The 16,176-nt window shown below is 75.5% G+C and carries 14 protein-coding genes; 7 read left to right on the top strand and 7 right to left on the bottom strand.

Going from position 1 to position 16,176, the window contains the following annotated elements:
* Nucleotides 1-455: 455 nt before the first annotated feature.
* Nucleotides 456-1,331, bottom strand: a complete 876-nt coding sequence (locus ACFV0O_RS38175; protein ID WP_380348909.1) for a helical backbone metal receptor — start codon at nucleotides 1,329-1,331, stop codon at nucleotides 456-458.
* A 159-nt stretch (nucleotides 1,332-1,490) separates the two neighbouring features.
* Here ACFV0O_RS38175 and ACFV0O_RS38170 point away from each other — a divergent pair, with 159 nt between their 5' ends.
* The 3 genes from ACFV0O_RS38170 to ACFV0O_RS38160 are packed head-to-tail and all read left to right on the top strand — an operon-like array spanning nucleotide 1,491 to nucleotide 4,430.
* Nucleotides 1,491-2,579 carry an ABC transporter substrate-binding protein gene (locus ACFV0O_RS38170; RefSeq protein ID WP_380348907.1) on the top strand — a complete coding sequence of 363 codons (1,089 nt, stop codon included), beginning with the start codon at nucleotides 1,491-1,493 and terminating at the stop codon, nucleotides 2,577-2,579.
* A 58-nt stretch (nucleotides 2,580-2,637) separates the two neighbouring features.
* Nucleotides 2,638-3,633 carry a FecCD family ABC transporter permease gene (locus ACFV0O_RS38165; RefSeq protein WP_380348913.1) on the top strand — a complete coding sequence of 332 codons (996 nt, stop codon included), beginning with the start codon at nucleotides 2,638-2,640 and terminating at the stop codon, nucleotides 3,631-3,633.
* The gene (locus ACFV0O_RS38160; RefSeq protein WP_380348905.1) at nucleotides 3,630-4,430 is read left to right on the top strand and encodes an ABC transporter ATP-binding protein; all 801 of its coding nucleotides are present in this window, start codon (nucleotides 3,630-3,632) and stop codon (nucleotides 4,428-4,430) included. Before ACFV0O_RS38165 ends, ACFV0O_RS38160 begins: the two co-directional genes overlap by 4 nt.
* Nucleotides 4,431-4,545: 115 nt before the next feature.
* Here ACFV0O_RS38160 and ACFV0O_RS38155 read toward each other — a convergent pair whose 3' ends face one another.
* The 4 genes from ACFV0O_RS38155 to ACFV0O_RS38140 form a co-directional block, all read right to left on the bottom strand.
* On the bottom strand, nucleotides 4,546-5,589 hold the full coding sequence (locus ACFV0O_RS38155; protein ID WP_380348903.1) for an L-tyrosine/L-tryptophan isonitrile synthase family protein: 1,044 nt from the start codon (nucleotides 5,587-5,589) through the stop codon (nucleotides 4,546-4,548).
* Between the two features lie 177 nt (nucleotides 5,590-5,766).
* Nucleotides 5,767-7,176 carry a cytochrome P450 gene (locus ACFV0O_RS38150; RefSeq protein WP_380348901.1) on the bottom strand — a complete coding sequence of 470 codons (1,410 nt, stop codon included), beginning with the start codon at nucleotides 7,174-7,176 and terminating at the stop codon, nucleotides 5,767-5,769.
* A 33-nt stretch (nucleotides 7,177-7,209) separates the two neighbouring features.
* Nucleotides 7,210-8,583: an MFS transporter gene (locus tag ACFV0O_RS38145; protein WP_380348899.1), complete on the bottom strand. Its 1,374-nt coding sequence runs from the start codon at nucleotides 8,581-8,583 to the stop codon at nucleotides 7,210-7,212.
* Between the two features lie 285 nt (nucleotides 8,584-8,868).
* Nucleotides 8,869-9,432: a sigma-70 family RNA polymerase sigma factor gene (locus tag ACFV0O_RS38140; protein ID WP_380348897.1), complete on the bottom strand. Its 564-nt coding sequence runs from the start codon at nucleotides 9,430-9,432 to the stop codon at nucleotides 8,869-8,871.
* 55 nt (nucleotides 9,433-9,487) lie between these two features.
* On the opposite strand from ACFV0O_RS38140, the gene ACFV0O_RS38135 reads away from it, so the two are divergent.
* Nucleotides 9,488-9,775 carry a zf-HC2 domain-containing protein gene (locus tag ACFV0O_RS38135; RefSeq protein WP_380348895.1) on the top strand — a complete coding sequence of 96 codons (288 nt, stop codon included), beginning with the start codon at nucleotides 9,488-9,490 and terminating at the stop codon, nucleotides 9,773-9,775.
* 331 nt (nucleotides 9,776-10,106) lie between these two features.
* Here ACFV0O_RS38135 and ACFV0O_RS38130 read toward each other — a convergent pair whose 3' ends face one another.
* A complete protein-coding gene (locus tag ACFV0O_RS38130) occupies nucleotides 10,107-11,015 on the bottom strand; it encodes a hypothetical protein (RefSeq protein WP_380348893.1) in 909 nt (302 codons plus the stop codon).
* A gap of 434 nt (nucleotides 11,016-11,449) precedes the next feature.
* Between ACFV0O_RS38130 and ACFV0O_RS38125 the strand changes: the two genes are divergently transcribed.
* Nucleotides 11,450-12,670: a cytochrome P450 gene (locus ACFV0O_RS38125; protein WP_380348911.1), complete on the top strand. Its 1,221-nt coding sequence runs from the start codon at nucleotides 11,450-11,452 to the stop codon at nucleotides 12,668-12,670.
* A gap of 45 nt (nucleotides 12,671-12,715) precedes the next feature.
* Here the strand turns inward: ACFV0O_RS38125 and ACFV0O_RS38120 are convergent, their stop codons facing one another.
* Nucleotides 12,716-13,408 carry an N-acyl homoserine lactonase family protein gene (locus ACFV0O_RS38120; RefSeq protein WP_380348891.1) on the bottom strand — a complete coding sequence of 231 codons (693 nt, stop codon included), beginning with the start codon at nucleotides 13,406-13,408 and terminating at the stop codon, nucleotides 12,716-12,718.
* 266 nt (nucleotides 13,409-13,674) lie between these two features.
* On the opposite strand from ACFV0O_RS38120, the gene ACFV0O_RS38115 reads away from it, so the two are divergent.
* Nucleotides 13,675-15,264, top strand: coding sequence for a CoA transferase (locus ACFV0O_RS38115; RefSeq protein ID WP_380348889.1), 1,590 nt, complete (start codon nucleotides 13,675-13,677; stop codon nucleotides 15,262-15,264).
* Between the two features lie 124 nt (nucleotides 15,265-15,388).
* Nucleotides 15,389-16,027, top strand: coding sequence for a DUF6461 domain-containing protein (locus tag ACFV0O_RS38110; protein ID WP_380348887.1), 639 nt, complete (start codon nucleotides 15,389-15,391; stop codon nucleotides 16,025-16,027).
* Nucleotides 16,028-16,176 lie beyond the last annotated feature (149 nt).

Here is a 16,176-nt window from a genome sequence, read left to right as displayed (position 1 = left end):
CCGGAAAGCGCCGGCGGGGCGGGGGGGCGTGCGGTCTGTACGGCCGCGGGGCCCCCCCCCCGGCGAGGGCCCGGGCGAGGGCCCGATGTCGGCTGCCGGGAGGATCTTCGGCAGGACCTCCCCGCGGCGCGTCCTTCACGTCCTCGGTGACCTCCACGGCGGCACCCTTCGCCGGCGCCACCGGCAGACCTTGGGTGGTGTGCCCGTCATCCCGCTGGCGCTCACTGCTACCGAGCCCGGCCGCCTGTTCGTGGGCGCGGTCGACGGCAGGGTCCTGGACGCGCGACCGGGTAGCCCTTTCAGCCTGTCCTTCCACCCCGCCCGTCCTTCCACCTCGCCCTTCCGCCGCACCGGTCGTACGCCGCCGCCGATGTCGGCAGACCTCGCCGAGTCGGGTCCGGCACCGTCCGCGCCGTCCGCGTCGGAGAGGAGGTCCCCGGCGAGTGGCGGGCACCCTACGAGCTGCCGGTCCGCTCTCGGGTGAACGGGCGGTCGATCGCCTGTCGCAGGACGGCCGGTGCCGTGACGAGGGACGGCCCGTACCAGGTCAGGTGTCGTCCGCTGACCAGGGCGACCGGTGTGCCCGGGAACGCCTCGGGGCCGTCGTCGGCGGTGAAGCGGTACGGCTCGTCCGGTAGAACCACCAACTCGGGCTGCTCTGCGAGCAGTTCGGGTAGGGGGACGGCGGGGTAGCGCTCGGGGTGGTCGGCGTGGACGAGTCGGAGGCCGAGGCGGCGCAGCAGGTCTCCGGCGAAGGTGTCGCGGCCGAGGACCATCCACGGGCGGCGCCAGATCGGCACGATCACTGTCGGGCCTCCGGGCTCCGGGTCCGTCCCGTCCGCCCTGGCAGCCCCGTCCGTCCCGTCCACCCCGTCCGCCCGGCCTGTCCGGTCCGCGCCGACCGGCGCCCAGGCCGCTTCCGCCTCGTCCAGCCAGGCGGGGCGCGGCAGTCGGCAGGCGGTGGTCAGCAGCCGGTCGAGCGAGCGGAAGGCGTCGTCCAGGGTGCGGATGTCGGTGACCCAGACGGGGATGCCGGCCGCGCGCAGTGCGTCCAGGTCGGGGCGCCGGTTCTCCTCGTCGTTGGCGATCACGAGGTCCGGTCCGAGCGCGATGATGCCCGGGACGTCCGGGTTCTTGGTGCCGCCGATCCGGGTGACGGCCAGGTCCGCGGGGTGGGTGCACCAGTCGGTGGCGCCGACCAGCAGTCCGGCTGCGGTGGCGGCGACCGCCTCGGTCAGCGAGGGCACCAGCGAGACCACCCGGCGGGGCGGGTGCGGCCCGAGCCGGACGGGGAGGTCGAGGTCGTCGCGCGGACGGGTGGGGTCGGCCATCCGGCCAGCCTACGTCCCGGATCCGGCGGGCCGGTCAGGACGGTGCGCCGGCGGAAGCGGTCCGTGAATCTCCGGGAACCCGCCGCCCCGGCCGTCCGACTACCTGGTCCGGGTCCGCAGCACGGGCCCTTGCACGGATCACCGACCAGGAGAGTTGTCATGCGCCCTCGCGTTGTCTGCGGAATCGCGGCCGCCGTCGCCCTGTTCGCCACGGCCTGCGGAAGCGGGGGCGGGGGTGGGCAGGGCGGATCCGTCACCGCCGCCGCCCAGGCCGGTGGCGCCGGCGCCCACCCCGTCACGGTCGCCGACTGCGCGGGCAAGGAGACCGTCATCGCCAGGACGCCGACGAAGATCGTCACCAGCAACGCGTCCAGCCTGGAGATGTTGCTGCGACTCGGTGCCGGCGACCGCGTGATCGGCACCGGCTTCCCGCCCGGCAAGGGCACCCTGCCTGCGGACATCGCCGAACAGGGCGACCGGATACCGGTGTTGGGGGAGAAGGTCATTCCCAAGGAGAAGCTGCTCGGCTCCGGCGCCGACCTCTACGTCGACACCTTCAGTGCGATGCCGATGATGGGCGGCGGCGCCACCGGGCCGAGTGAGGAGGAGTACGCGGCGGCCGGCATCCAGCACGTCTTCCTGCTCTCCACCGCCTGCGCCGGGACCCCGAAGGCCGCCAAGGCGCCGCGCACCGACCTCGCGGGGATCGAGGACGACATCCGCCGCCTCGGCGCCGTCACCGGCACCGCCGCCCGCGCGGAGGAGCTGGTGGCCGGGATGGAGAAGCAGATCGGCGAGGTGCGCGACGCGGTCGCCGCCGTCCCGGAGGACCGGCGGCCGAGCTACTTCGTCTTCGACTTCGACGCCGGCACCAAGCAGCCGGTGGCGGTCTGCGGCCGGCAGATCGCCAACGCCGTGATCACCCAGGCCGGGGCGCGCAACGTGTTCGCCGACTGCGACGCCGACTTCAAGCCCGGCTCCTGGGAGGACGTCGTCGCCAAGAACCCGGACTGGATCCAGCTCGCGGTCCGCAACCGGGGCAGTGCGGAGGCGACCCGCAAGGCCTTCGACGACGCGGAGGCGTTCCTGAAGGGTTTCCCGGCGACCCAGGGGCTGAAGGCCGTCCAGGAGGGCCACTTCGTCCGGCTCGGCTCCGAGGTGACCACCATCGCGGGCGTGCGCAACGCCGAGGCCGTCCGGCAGATCGCCGCGACCGTCCACCCCGACCTCGTCAAGAACGGACAGTAGGCCGTGACGTCGGTCGCGCCCGCCGAGGGCGTCGACACCCGCCGCCCTCACCGTCGCCCTGGTGCTCGCGCTGACCGCGGCCGTGTCCTTCGGTTCGGTGGACATCCCGCCCGGCGAGGTCTGGTCGGTGGTCGCCCGCCGCCTCACCGGCCGGGCCGTCGAACCGGGCACCCGTGACCTCATCGTCTGGCAACTGCGGGTCCCGCGCGCCCTGTTGGCCGCAGTGGTGGGTGCCGGGCTCGGTCTGGTCGGCACCGCCGTCCAGGCCCTGGTCCGCAACCCGCTCGCCGATCCGTACCTGCTCGGCATCTCCTCCGGCGCCTCGCTCGGGGCGGTCGCCGCCATCGTCCTCGGCACCACGTTCGGGCTCCAGCTGTCCTTCGGCAGCGCGCTCGGCCTCACCGTCTCCCTGGCGGCCTTCGCCGGTGCGCTCGCCGCGTTCTCACTGGTCTGGCTGATGGCCCGGCGCGGCGGCGGCTTCTCCCCGCTGCGCCTGGTCCTCGCGGGCATCGGCATCGCCCAGTTCCTCGGCGGCGTCACCAGCTACCTCGTCCTGCAGACCCGCGACGAGCAGCAGACCCGGGGCGTGCTGTTCTGGCTCATGGGCAGCCTCGGCGGTGCCGTCTGGGCCCAACTCGTCGTGCCCGCAGTGGCCGTGGCGCTGGGCCTGGCCCTGCTGCAGGCCCGATCCCGGGGGCTCAACGCGATGCTGATGGGCGACGAGACGGCCGCCGGGCTCGGCGTGGACGTCGGCCGGCTGCGCCGCGAGGTCTTCGTCGTCACCAGCGTGCTCACCGGCGTCCTGGTGGCCGTCTCCGGCGCGATCGGCTTCGTCGGCCTGATGGTGCCGCACGTCTGCCGCCTGCTCCTCGGCGGCGACCACCGGCGCCTGCTGCCGCTCTCCGCCCTCACCGGGGCCCTGCTGCTGGTCGTCGTCGACACCGTGGCCCGCACCGCCCTGGACGGACAGGAACTGCCGATCGGCGTGGTCACCGCCGTCCTCGGCGCACCCACCCTGCTCTACCTGCTGGACCGACGACTGGAGCGCACGTGAGGATCGCCGTCGAGGACCTGAGCGTCGCCATGGCCGGGCGGACGGTGCTGGCCGGGGTCCACCTGGTCGCCGAGGAGGGCGAGATCGCCGGACTGGTCGGGCCCAACGGGAGCGGCAAGTCCAGCCTGTTGCGCACCGTCTACCGGCACCTGCGGCCGAGCGCCGGCCGGGTCCTGCTGGCCGGCCGGGACCTGGCGGAGCTGCGGCCCGCGCAGTCCGCCCGGCACATCGGCGCGCTGCCCCAGGAACGCGGCGGGGACTTCGAGTTGAGCGTCCGCGAGGTGGTCGCGATGGGCCGCACCCCGTACAAGCGGGCCTTCGCTGCCGACGACGCCGAGGACCACCGGATCACCGCCGAGGCGCTGGTGCGGGTCGGCATGGCGGATGCCGTCGACCGCCGCTTCGCCCAGCTGTCCGGCGGGGAGCGGCAACGGGTGCTGCTGGCCCGGGCGCTCGCCCAGCAGCCCGACGTCCTGGTGCTGGACGAGCCGACCAACCACCTGGACGTCCGGCACCAGGTCGAACTCCTCGCCCTGCTGCGGGAACAGCGCCGCACGACGCTGGTCGCCCTGCACGACCTCAACGCCGCGGCCTCGGTCTGCGACCGGCTGCACGTGCTGTACCGCGGCGCCCTGGTGGCCTCCGGGGCGCCGCGTGAGGTGCTGACCCCCGGGCTGCTGGCGGAGGTCTTCGGGGTGCGGGCGGCGGTCGTCGAACACCCGCTCACCGGCGACCCGTTGATCGCCTTCGACCACCGCACCCCGGCCGGCGCGGAGGCCTCCGCGGTGGGGGCGTAGTCCGCTCCGCGGAGGCCACCGGCGGGCCCCGCGCCGCTCGTCCGCCCGCTCGTCCGGCCGGTCCTCGCGCCGGTCCTTCCGCCGGTCCTTCCGCTGGTCCTCGCGACCGCGCGTCTCAGCGGCCCTCGTAGTGGCTCGGTCGGCCGTCCCGCAGCACGAGCCGGCCGAGCCGCGCGGCCTCCTCGCTGCGCAGCAACTCCCAGGCGCCGTCCTCCCGGTGGAGCACCGAGGAGTGCCAGGGCGTGGTCCATGCGTCGGCGGCCGCCAGCAGCCGGATGCCGAACTTCGCCACCCCTGCGGGCTGCGGGTGGATGGAGAGCCGGACGGCCCGCGGGTGGTGCTCGGCGATCAACTCGCCCCACGCGCGGCTGCGCTGGATCACCCCGTAGGCGCGGCGGCGGCACTCCCGCTGCAGGGCCGAGCGGGTGCCGGCGAAGCCGACGGCGTCCTCGGTGAGGAAACGGGTGATGCCGCGGTAGAGCCGCAGGGTCTCCTCCTCGGTCAGCACCTGCTCGCGCAACTCCTCGACGGTGGGGGCGTAGCGCGCGTGCACCCGGGCGCGCTTCTCGTCGTACGGGAGGTCGCCGAGGACGGTCCGCAGGTCGAACGTGGCGAGGTGGCCGAGCCCCTCGCGGTCGATCATCGCGGCCAACTCGTCGGAGTAGGCGTCGATGTGGTCGTCCGGGACGTCGATCAGGTCACCGAAGACGTGCCCGTCGGAGCAGATCAGGATCCGGGCGCCGGGCGGGTGGAGGCGGCCGATCTCGGCGCAGAGCCGGTCGAGGAAGGTCAGCGACAGCCGTTCGCCCTCGTCGGGCAGGTGGCCGAGGACCTTCGCCGGGTTCGGCGACTTGCAGGGGAAGCCGGGCAGGGTGAAGACGATCGGCTCACCGGCGGCTATGAACTCCGCCAACTGTGCGAGCTGGAGCGGGAAGTGCTCGGGCCGGGCGTCGAACTCCGGGTCGGCGGCGCGGCGGTGCGGTAGCAGGAGGCCCAGGACGCGGGCGGCGAGGCGCCCGGGATCGGCCGAGGGACCGGGTGCGGTACCGGGGTCGGGTGCGGGGTCGGGTGCGGTGCCGGGGTCGGTGGTGGTGGCAGCGGTGGCTGTACCGGAGGTGGTGGCAGCGGTCGGAGCGGTCGCGGTGCCGACGGGCGGCATGGTGGGTCCTCCACGGATGGTGGTGTGGTGCGGGCTACGGGCAGGCGGAGCCGGTGTTGCCGGGCACGCCGAGGTGGTACGGGCGTGGCGGGCCGGTTCGGGCGGGGTGAGCCGGTCCCGGTGGAGCGAGCCCGTCCCGGTGGGTGAGCCGGTTCGGGCGGGGCCGGGGCGTCCGGGTCAGTGGCGCCGGTCGTAGGCGACGGGCAGGCGGTTGACTCCGCGTGCCAGCACGGCGGGGATCCAGGTGAGGTCCGCCAGGCCGTCCCCCGGGGCCTCGGCCGGGCGCAGCCCGGGCAGGCGGGTGAGCAGGGTGCCGATGGCGACCTGGAGTTCGGCCCGGGCCAGGGCGGCGCCGGGGCAGTAGTGGATGCCGTGGCCGAAGGCGAGGTGGGCGTTGGGGGAGCGGTCGAGGTCGAGGAGGTCGGCCCCGGGGAACTGCGAGTCGTCGCGGTTGGCGGCGCAGAGCGAGACGATCACCGAGTCGCCGGCCGGGACGGTCGTGCCGAACAGGTCGCTGTCCCGGGCGAAGAATCGCCAGGTGGTGAGCTCGAACGCGGCGTCGTGGCGCAGCAGTTCCTCCACCGCGCGGGCGAGCAGTCCGGGCTCGTCGAGTCCGGCGCGCAGCCGGTCGAGCTGTTCGGGGTGGCGCAGCAGGGTGATCAGCATGGTGGTGATCTGGTTGGTGACCGGCTCCTGACCGGCGACGAGCAGCTGGAACACCATGGAGTCCAGTTCTGCGCGGCTCAACTCGCCCGCGTCGTGGGCGGCGACGAGCCGGCCGAGCAGGTCCTCGGACTCCGTCCAGCCGGGCTCCCGGCAGTCGGCGCGCTTGCGGGTGACGACGTCGGCGATGTAGGTCTGCAGGCCGCGCAGCCGCGCCTCGTAGGCGGGACGGCCCGGGTCCTGCGGGCCGACGGGCTGGACCACCTTTCCCCAGTCGCGGTCGAAGCGGTCCGCCAACTCGCTGGGGAGGCCTATGACTTCGGCGAGCACCCGGAAGGGGTAGTGGGCCGCGAAGCCGGTCACCAGGTCGGCGCCGCCGGTCTCGGGCAGTTCGTCCACGAGCGCGTCGGCCAGTTCCCGCAGCCGGGGGCGCAGGGCCTCCACCCGGCGCGGGGCGAACGCGTCCAGGACCAGCCGGCGCATCGAGGTGTGCTTGGGCGGGTCCTGGTGGAGCAGGTGGACCTGGAGGCGGGAGTGCTGCGGCTCGGGCATGATCGACGCGAGTCTGCGCCAGTTCTCGTTGCCCAGCGCGTGGTTCTTGCCGAGGCGCGGGTCGTTCAGGGCCGCGTGGGCGGCCCGGTAGCCGGTGACCAGCCAGGCGTGGATGCCGCTCGGGAACTCCACCCGGTGCACCGGCCCGGCCTCGCGCATCCGCCGGTACAGCGGGTACGGGTCGCTCTTGTACGCCGGACCGTACAGCGGGACGGGGGAGGGAAGCCGGTCGTACCCGTACGGGCAGCGCGGGGCGTCGTCGGTCGCCGCCGGGCCGGGGGCATCGACCCGGACGGGAGCAGGGACCGGGGCCGGGGTCAGGGCGGAGGCCGGGTCAAGGGCCGGGGCAGTGGCAGGGGTCGGGTCGGTCATCCGGGAAGGTCCTTCGGTGCGGCGCGGGGACTGTCAGGTCTGGGGTCGGCGGTGCAGGGCGAGCAGCAGGACGGCGGTCGCCGCGACCAGGACGGCCAGGACGATCCCGGCGCGGGTCCCGGTGACGGCGCGGTCGCCGGCGAGCGCGGCCGCGGTGGCGAGGGCCGGTCCGAGGGCGAAGCCGAGGCTGCGGGCGAGCTGGACGGCGGAACCGGCGGTGGCGAGCTGCCCGGGCGGGGAGGCGGTCATCACCAGGGCCTGGGTGGGGCCGCCGTTGAGGCCCATCCCGGCGCCGGCCAGGGCGAGCCGGGCGGCGATGTCGACGGCGGACCAGCCGGTGTCCAGCGGGACGAGCAGGGCCAGGCCGAGGGTGGTGACGGCGGCACCGGTGAGCGCGGTCGGACGGGCACCCCAGCGGTCGGCCAGCCGGCCGCCGAGCCGCCCGGCCAGCACCATGCCGAGCGGGAACGCCAGCATGGTCAGCGCGGTGGCCGTGGCGCTCTCGCCCCGGGGGCCGCGCAGGTACTGGGCCAGCAGGTAGTGGCAGGCTGCGAATCCGGCGGCGAGTGCCAGCACCGAGGCGTTGACCCCGGCGGTGCCGGCGGCCCGCAGCACCCCGGCCACCGGCCGGCCGCCGGGGCGGCGCAGCCACAGCAGGACGAGTGGCACGGCGGGCAGCGCCAGCAGCAGCCAGAGCGGCGCCGTCGGCGCCAGGGTCAGCCCCAGCAGGACGGCGGCCACCGCGCCGCCGATCAGGGCGGCGTCGCCGAGCGAACCCCGGTCCGGCGGACGCAGCCCGCCGCGCCGCGGGGCGTGCCGGCGCACGATCAGGACGGCGGCCAGGCAGACCGGCAGCTTGACCAGGAAGATCGCTCGCCAGCCGAGGTGGTCCAGCAGCAGGCCGCCGATGACCGGGCCGGTCACGGCGCCGAGCGGGCCGAGGGTGGCTGGCACGCTCATCGCCCGCCCGCGCAGTTCGGGCCGCACGGACGTCGCGGCGAGCACCGGCATCAGGACGAACAGCACGGCCCCGAAGGCACCCTGGAGCAGCCTGGCGGCGATCAGCCAGCCCGCCCACGGGGCGCCGGCCGCCAGCACGCTGCAGCCGGCGAAGCACCCGACCGCGAGCAGCAGCGCGGACCGGGTGCCGACCTGGTCCAGCCAGCGGCCGGCGGGCAGGAGGAGTGCGACGAGGGGGAGTTGGTAGCCGAGGACAGCCCACTGCGCGACCCCGGGGGACACCTTCAGGCCGGTCGCGATGTCGGTGAGCGCGAGGTTGACCACGTTCATGTCGAGCATCGCGACGAACGACAGCAGGCCCGCGGTCACGACCAGGCTCCAGCGGTCGACGGGCTCTGCCTGATGGGGCGTCAGTGATGCGGAAGCCGTGGGCTGTCGCGCTGCCATGGGGTCCCTCCGTTCCCGTTCTGCGGTAGCGGACACCGCCTCGGCGGCGGGGTCCGGTACAGCAGTCGGGGGCGCGACGGCTCCGGTTCCGAACACATGGGGGAATTTTTCGGACACGACGCCCGGTGGTGGGCAGCGGCGGACGCCGGTGGGCGGGCGAACAGATGGCAGCTGACAGATTTCGAAATCTGTCAGCTGTCATCTGTCGTCTGTCAGTCGTTACCGGCCCACCGCCCGCCGCCGACCGCCGACCCGGCGCCTGTAGGTCGGCCTCCGCGTCACCGCTCAGCAGGCGGTGGCGAGTTCCCCGGCCTCCGCCGCCCGCAGGCGCGCCACCAGCTCCTCCCGTGCCCGGGCGACCCGGGAGCGGACGGTGCCGACGGGGCATCCGGCGACCTCGGCCGCCTCGGCGTAGCTCAGCCCGACCACCTGGGTCAGCACGAAGGCCTCCCGTCGCTGGGCGGGCACCCGGTCGAGCAGGTCGTCGAGCGCGATGCCGTCCTCGAACCCGGCCTCCGGCGCACCGCACTGCCGTTCCGCCGCCTCCTGCCAGTCCGGCAGCGCCGCGCAGCGAGGCCGGGCGGCGGCCATCCGGTACCGGTCGATCACCGTGCGCCGGGCGATCGACAGCAGCCAGGTGCGGGCCGAGGAGCGCCCCGCGAACGCCGGCAGGCTGCGCAGTGCGCGCAGGAAGGTCTCCTGGGCGAGGTCGTCGGCGGACTGTACGTCGGTCAGGTGGGCGACGAAGCGCCAGACGTCGCGCTGGGTCGCGCGGACGAAGGCCTCGACGTCCGCGGCCCGGCCGGCGCGGGCGGTCAGCGCGAGTGCGGTGAGCTGCTCGTCATCCACGGCGGCCTCCGACCCGGCCGGTCCCGCCAAGGCGGCTGTGCGGGACGATGGACCTATGAGATGCGCGCAGTTCCGTACCGCTCTGTCCGCCCGGCTCGACGGCGAACCGAGCGGGCTGCCGGAGGCCCGGCTGGACAAGCACGTCGCGCGCTGCACGGGTTGCCGGGACTGGCTGGACCGAGCCGAGCGGCTGAGCGGCCACGTCCGGGCGGTCGCCGCCGACGGGCCGTCGCCCGAGTGGTCGGCCCGCCTGCTGGCCGGGCTCCCGGCCGTCGGGCGCGCGGACGCCGGACCGAAGGGCATCCGGCAGGAGGGCGCCGGGCAGGAACGCATCGGGCCGTAGAGCGAGGCCGGCGGTCGCGCTCCAGGAGGCCCGCAGGGCGTGGAGCGGTAGGACGGTGGCGCCGGCCGCAGCCGGTGCGCCGTCGTAGTCAGGCATGGAAAGGTCCCGAGGGGAGGGCTGGGGACGGCACCGTTCACGGCGGCACCGTCGGCGTCCGTGGGCAGCCGCGCGGCGCACCGCACCTCCCGGGGAACGGGAGCGGCACGGCGGCGGGCGCGGGCCCGCACCCTGGCGGTACGGCGGCGGAGGGCACGACCGTACGGCAGGGCGACCTGCCCGTCGCGGGGGTTCCGGTGGCCGGAGTGGCCGGGGGAGCGCAGCGGCGGGCGCGTCAGCAGGCGAGGTCGAACGCCGGCGGTCCACGCCGGACGACGGCGTGCGTGAGCAGCACCGAGCGGGGTGGCCGGGCCCGGTCGTCGGCGGGCCGGGGTGGTGTCGGGGCCCGGTGGCCGAGGGGGCGCACGAACAGCGCCAGCAGCGGGAACAGCAGCACTCCGGCGAGGACGGTGCCGAGCGCGGAGAGCAGTTCGAAGAGCCGGACCAGTGCCGCGTCGCCGCGCCACAGCAGCAGCGCGCACGCCAGCGCGGCCAGCACGTGGGCGACGGCCATTCCGGGCGCCATGCCGTGGGACATCCCGTGGGACAGGTCGCCCGCCACGCCGCCCGCCATGTCGTGCGCCGTGCCGACCGTCGTTCCGTCGGGCATCGGGTGGGACATGCCGGGCATGCCCGCCATCCCCGACAGGCCCGTGTCCACGGCCGCCCCGTCGGCGGAGGCGCCCGCCCCCGCGGTCCCGTGGTGCATCCCCGCCATGGGGCGCAGGCCGCCGGTGGCCGGCGGGGTGGCCGGGTCGAGGCCCGCCATCCGTGCCAGCTCGACCGGCGAGAGTCCGCCGGGTGCGTGGTCCGGGTTGCAGAGCAGCAGGGAGGTCCAGTCGGTGGTGGTGAGCCGGCCGAGACCGCCGCCGCCCCGGCCGAACGCCCCGGCCTGTTCGAACAGCTGGTGCAGTGCGGTCTGTGCGGCGACCATCCAGACGCTGATCACGCCGAGTCCGCGCCGCGTACCGGCGAGCAGCCAGGTCAGTCCCAGGACCGCCCCGAACGCGCCGGCCAGCACTGTCGGCGAGACCCCGGATCCGGCCATGGCGACGTGCGCGGTGGCAGCCATCGCCACGCACAGCGCGGCGAAGACCACGGCGCGCAACAGGCGGATCCGGTCGGTCATCACGATGGCACTCATCGTCGCACCCGCCCCGCTCCGCCCGGGCCGCACCCTCCGGTATTGGCCGGTTCCGCCCCGTGAGACCATGCCCGGCCGCTCACCCGGCGGCCGGGCCGACCGCTCGTCCGGCCCGGCCCGGCTGTCCTCGCATCCCGGTGCACGCCGATCCGAACGGTTGCTCGTACGACCATCGGTGCGGTTTGACAAGCACTCACCACGTGCTCACTAGATGTGCGCGAATGGATACGTTGTGTGCGTATCGGAGTGGTGTCGTCCAGCAGCAGGGAGGTCCGACCTTGGAGACCCCGACGGAAGTCACGGAGTCCTTCGCCGACGTTGCCGAGCCGCCCGAGCCGTCCGAGCCGTCCGACCCGGGCACTCCTGCCGCAGCCACCGACCCGACCCGGCCCGCAGAGTCAGCCCGGACCACCGGGACCACCGGGACCACCGGGATCCCCGACCTCGCCGACCCGCGCTTCTGGCGGCTGCCCGCCCCCGAGCGCGCCGCCGCGTTCGCCGAACTGCGCCGCCTGCCCGGCCCGGTGTTCTTCGGCGACCGCGCCACGGGCAAGGGCTTCCACGCCCTGGTCCGCCACGCCGACGTGGTCGAGGCCAGCCGCACGTCCGCCGTCTTCCTCAGCGGACCCGGCGTCACCACCCCGGCCCCGGCCCGATGGGTCCGGCTGCTGTTCGGCGACTCGATGGTCAACCTGGACGACCCCCGTCACGCCCAGCTGCGCCGGATCGTCTCGCGGGCGTTCACCCCGCGGCTGCTCGGCCGGGTCGAGGAGGACGTCCACCGCATCAGCGTCGCCCTGGTCGACCGGATCGAGCGGGAGCGTCCGGAGGACTTCGTGACCGCGGTCGCCGCCGAACTCCCGTTCCAGGTGATCTGCACCATGATGGGCATCCCCGAGCGGCCGCGGCGCGCCATCCTCGACCTGGTGAACCGCACGTCCGCGGACATCGGGGTGGCCCGCTCGTTGCGCCACCGGCTCCGGTCGCCCGGGCGCGGACTGCGGGCGCTCGCCCGGATGCAGGCCATCGTGGCCGGGATCGGCCGGGAACGCCGCCGCCGGCCGGCCGAGGACCTGATCTCCGCGCTGGTCACCGCCGACGTGGACGGCCGCCGGCTCACCGGCCGCGAACTCGGCGCCTTCTTCACCCTGCTGCTGGTCGCCGGGGTCGAGACCACCCGCAACGCGCTCGCGCACGGCCTGCACCTGCTGACCGCGCACCCCGAGCAGCGGGCCCTGCTCCTCGCCGACCTGGACGGGCGACTCGGTGGCGCGGTGGACGAGATGGTCCGTCACGCCACGCCGATCATCCAGTTCCACCGGACCGTCGCCGTCGACCACGAACTCGGCGGCCCCGGCGGTCCGTTGTTGCGTGCGGGCGAGAAGGTCGCGTTGTTCTACGGCTCCGCCAACCGCGACGAGGCGGTCTTCCCCGACCCGGAGTCCTTCGACATCACCCGCACGCCCAACCCCCACCTCGGCTACGGCGGCGGGGGCCCGCACTACTGCCTCGGTGCGCACCTGGCCCGGCAGGAGATGACGGCCCTGTTCCGTGAGCTGTTCAGCCGGCTGCCCGAGGCCCGTTCGGTCGGTGAGCCGGAGCTCGTCCCGTCCAGCTTCGACCACCGGGTCCGCTCACTGCGCTTCACTTTCTGAACCCGTCCCGGGCCTCCCGGAACCCGTCCCGGGCCTCCGGTGCGGCTACTCGCCGGGCTCCCACACCGCGTGGTCGTGCGCGAAGAGCACCCGGCGCGGTCCCTGCTCCGCCACCCGGTCGAGCCAGGCCCGGTAGCCGGGCAGCGGCGCCGCCACGCCCTCGCGCGCCGCCTGCCGGGCGAGCAGCGCCTGCCCGTACTCGGACGCGAAGTCGTACGCCTGGCCGGCGAGCAGGACCGGGCCGCCCGGACGGTCGACCAGCAACGACTGGTGGCCCTCGGTGTGGCCGGGGGTGGGCAGCACCCGGACGCCGGGCCAGACCTCCGCCTCGCCGTCGAGTTCGCGGTAGTCGGCGCCGGGGAAGTCCACCAGCGCGTCGATGGTGTGGCCGCCGCGCCGGGCGGCGGCCAGCTCGCCCGCCTGGACCAGGACGGCCGTGCCGGCGAACAGCGGGTTCCCGCCGCAGTGGTCGAAGTGGAGGTGGCAGTTGACCACCAGGTCGATGTCGGCGAGGGAGACCCCGGCCGTGGCGAGCGCCTCCGGCAACGGGCGGCGGACCGGGCGGTAGTGTGCCTCGGTCTCCGGTTCGCCACCGCCGATCCCGGTGTCGAAGAGCAGCAGTCCCTCCGGGCGTCGGACCAGGTACGCGAGCACCGGCTCCACCCGCGGCTCCGGGCCGCCCACCTCGGCGGCCGGCCGGACGAAGTACCCCAGGTCGAGTCGGCGGATCACCTGCACGTCGTCCCCCTGGTCGCTGCGCGTCGCTCTGCCCCACGGGCGGCCACGCCGACCCCCGGTTGGCACCCTACCCGGCGGCCGGCGGCCCCCGGTCGGTCGCCCCGGACGGCCTCGGCAGCGTGGCGTCCCCGAGTTCGGGGCCGCGACCGCCTCGGGCCTGTCGGCACCGGTCCCGGCGGAACTGCCGGCAGCGGCTCCGGCGGGACCGTCGACGCCAGTGGCGGGCGTCACGGCGGGCGGCCGGGAAGGGGAGCACAATGCCGGACATGACTGATCGTCCGCTGCCCGCAGAACCCACCCGTTCCGTGCATGCCACGGGCGGAGCCGCCGACCGTCCCTCCGGCCACGCCGCCGACCGTCCCTCCGGCCACGCCGCCGACGGTCCCACCGGCCACACCACCGGCCACACCACCGGCCAGGCCGCCGACCGGCCCACCGCCGACGCCTGGGCGGCCCTCGGCGGGCCGGTGGACCTGCTGGAACGGGTGCGCTTCCAGGGCCCGGACGAGGTCCTTCCCTCCGGACTCCCGGTGCGGCGGCTCGCCCGGGCGACCGTGGCGGTCTGCTCGCTCGCCGCCGCCGAGCTCGCCGCCCTCCGTGGCGGCGGTGCCGTCCCCGACGTCCGGGTGGACCAGGGCGCGGTCGCCACCGCCTTCGTCAGCGAGCGGCACCTGACGGTCGACGGCCGTACGCCCGTCAGCTTCGCCCCTCACTCCGGCTTCTGGCGCACAGCCGACGGCTGGGTCCGGACCCACGCCAACTATCCGCACCACCGCACCCGGCTGCTGGCCGCCCTCGGCCTCGCCGCGGACGCCGGGCCCGAGCAGCTCGCGGAGGTCCTCGGCGCGCTGCCGGCCGAGCAGGTCCAGGAGCGCGCGTACGCGGCCGGGGCGCTCGCGGTGGCCGTCGCGCCGGTGAGCGGGGCCGTGCACCCCCTGGTGGAGCACCTGGAGGTCGGCACCACCGGTGCCGTCGGCTCGGCCCCTGCCACCGACGGCGCCGGCGCCCGCCCGCTCGGCGCGGCGCCGGTGGACCGGCCCGCCGCCGGGGTCCGGGTACTCGACCTCACCCGGGTGATCGCCGGGCCGGTCGCCACCCGCACCCTCGCCCTGCTCGGCGCCGACGTCCTGCGCGTCGACTCGCCCCGGCTGCCCGAGGCCGAGGACGCCCACACCGACACCGGCTTCGGCAAGCGCTCCACCCGCCTCGACCTCGCCGAGCCCGCCGACCGCGCCGTCCTCGACGAACTGCTCGCCACCGCCGACGTCGTCGTCACCGGCTACCGCCCCGGCGCCCTCGACGCCCACGGCCTCGCCCCCGAGGCACTGTTCGCCCGCCGGCCCGACCTGGTCGTCGTCCAGATCTGCGCCTGGGGCTGGACCGGCCCGTGGGCCGCACGGCGGGGCTTCGACAGCCTGGTCCAGGCCGGTGTCGGCATCGCCGCCCACGAGGCCGCACCCGACGGCCACCCCGGGGTGCTGCCCGCCCAGGCCCTCGACCACGGCACCGGCTACCTCATCGCCGCCGCCGTCCTGCGCGCCCTCACCGACCAGCGCACCCGCCGCCCCGGCGGCCGCCACCTGCGCTTCTCCCTGGCCGGCACGGCCTCCTGGCTGCTGCACGGCATCCCCCGGGAGACCCCGGGACAGGAATCCGCCGAGCCGCACGGGCTACAGGAGCCGCACGGGCCGAACGATCCGCAGGAGTCCTACGACCCGGCGAGGTGGCTCGTCGAGACCGACTCCGCGTACGGGCGGCTGCGGCACGCCCTGCCGCCGATCGGCTACGCGGGCGCGCCCGTCGACTGGGCCCGCCCGCCCGGGCGGTGGGGGACGGACGCGCCGGTCTGGCTCTGAACCCACACCGGCCCGGGGGAGGTGCCGCCCGCCGGGCCGGTCCCGAGCACGCGGGCCGGTCCCGAGAGGTGGGCCCCGGCGGCCCGGTACCGGTGGTGTCGGTGAGGTCCGGCATCATCGGGGCATGACCACCGCACACGCCACCGACTACGCCTGGTTCGAGCACCGCTACCCCGTGCTGGGCGAGGCCTACTGCCTCACCCACGTCCAGGGGATCTCCGCCGACGAACTGCTGCGCCGCTTCGACGCCCTGTCCGGCCGCGAGGTCACCGGGCTGGACGCGGTGGTCACCGCCTGGGAGGTCTTCGACGACGGGGAGGACGAGGACGCCGAGGCCCTGCTCGGCGAGGACGACGACCGGCTGCTCGTGGCCGTCACCGAGCTGGACGGCTGGGCGCTCGCGATCGAGCCGTACGGCTACCTCGGCGGCCTCCACGAGGTCGTCCCCCGGCTCACCGACGGCACCCGGCTGGTCTCGCACTTCCGGAACGTCAACGCCGAGGACAGCTTCCACTGGTGGGAGCACGGCAGCTGCCGGCTCCACTTCGAGCCGCTCTTCGCCGACCAGCGGCACGGCTCGGACGCCGACGCCGCCGGCATTCCCGAGCTGTTGACGGCCTGCGGCTTCGACCTCACCGGGGAGCGGAACGGGCTGCACACCGAGGCCGCGTTCGCGCTGGCCGAGCGGCTGACCGAGGTCCGCCTGGACGCGGAACGACTGGAGGCCGCCACCTTCCGGCTCGGGTACGCCCCGCGTCCGTGACGGCGGCGGGCGGCTCCGGCCGCAGGCGCGGCCTCCGCGGCGCGGTGGTCGAACCGGCACGACGCTCGAAGTGGCACGGTGCTCGACGGTGCGGTGGTCGAACCGGCACGGCGCTCGAAGTGGCACGGTGCTCGACGGTGCGGTGGTCG

This window comes from Kitasatospora sp. NPDC059577 (genome assembly GCF_042735475.1).
Taxonomy (GTDB): domain Bacteria; phylum Actinomycetota; class Actinomycetes; order Streptomycetales; family Streptomycetaceae; genus Kitasatospora.
The sequence above is the reverse complement of the archived record's forward strand: the minus strand, read 5'-3'. Positions and strand labels throughout refer to the sequence as shown.

Bases quoted from the DNA above. Each gene is read 5' to 3' on its own strand.
- ACFV0O_RS38175 (WP_380348909.1), bottom strand. From the start codon at position 1,331: ATGGCCGACCCCACCCGTCCGCGCGACGACCTCGACCTCCCCGTCCGG.
- ACFV0O_RS38170 (WP_380348907.1), top strand. From the start codon at position 1,491: ATGCGCCCTCGCGTTGTCTGCGGAATCGCGGCCGCCGTCGCCCTGTTC.
- ACFV0O_RS38155 (WP_380348903.1), bottom strand. From the start codon at position 5,589: ATGCCGCCCGTCGGCACCGCGACCGCTCCGACCGCTGCCACCACCTCC.
- ACFV0O_RS38150 (WP_380348901.1), bottom strand. From the start codon at position 7,176: ATGACCGACCCGACCCCTGCCACTGCCCCGGCCCTTGACCCGGCCTCC.
- ACFV0O_RS38145 (WP_380348899.1), bottom strand. From the start codon at position 8,583: ATGGCAGCGCGACAGCCCACGGCTTCCGCATCACTGACGCCCCATCAG.
- ACFV0O_RS38135 (WP_380348895.1), top strand. From the start codon at position 9,488: ATGAGATGCGCGCAGTTCCGTACCGCTCTGTCCGCCCGGCTCGACGGC.
- ACFV0O_RS38130 (WP_380348893.1), bottom strand. From the start codon at position 11,015: ATGAGTGCCATCGTGATGACCGACCGGATCCGCCTGTTGCGCGCCGTG.
- ACFV0O_RS38115 (WP_380348889.1), top strand. From the start codon at position 13,675: ATGACTGATCGTCCGCTGCCCGCAGAACCCACCCGTTCCGTGCATGCC.
- ACFV0O_RS38110 (WP_380348887.1), top strand. From the start codon at position 15,389: ATGACCACCGCACACGCCACCGACTACGCCTGGTTCGAGCACCGCTAC.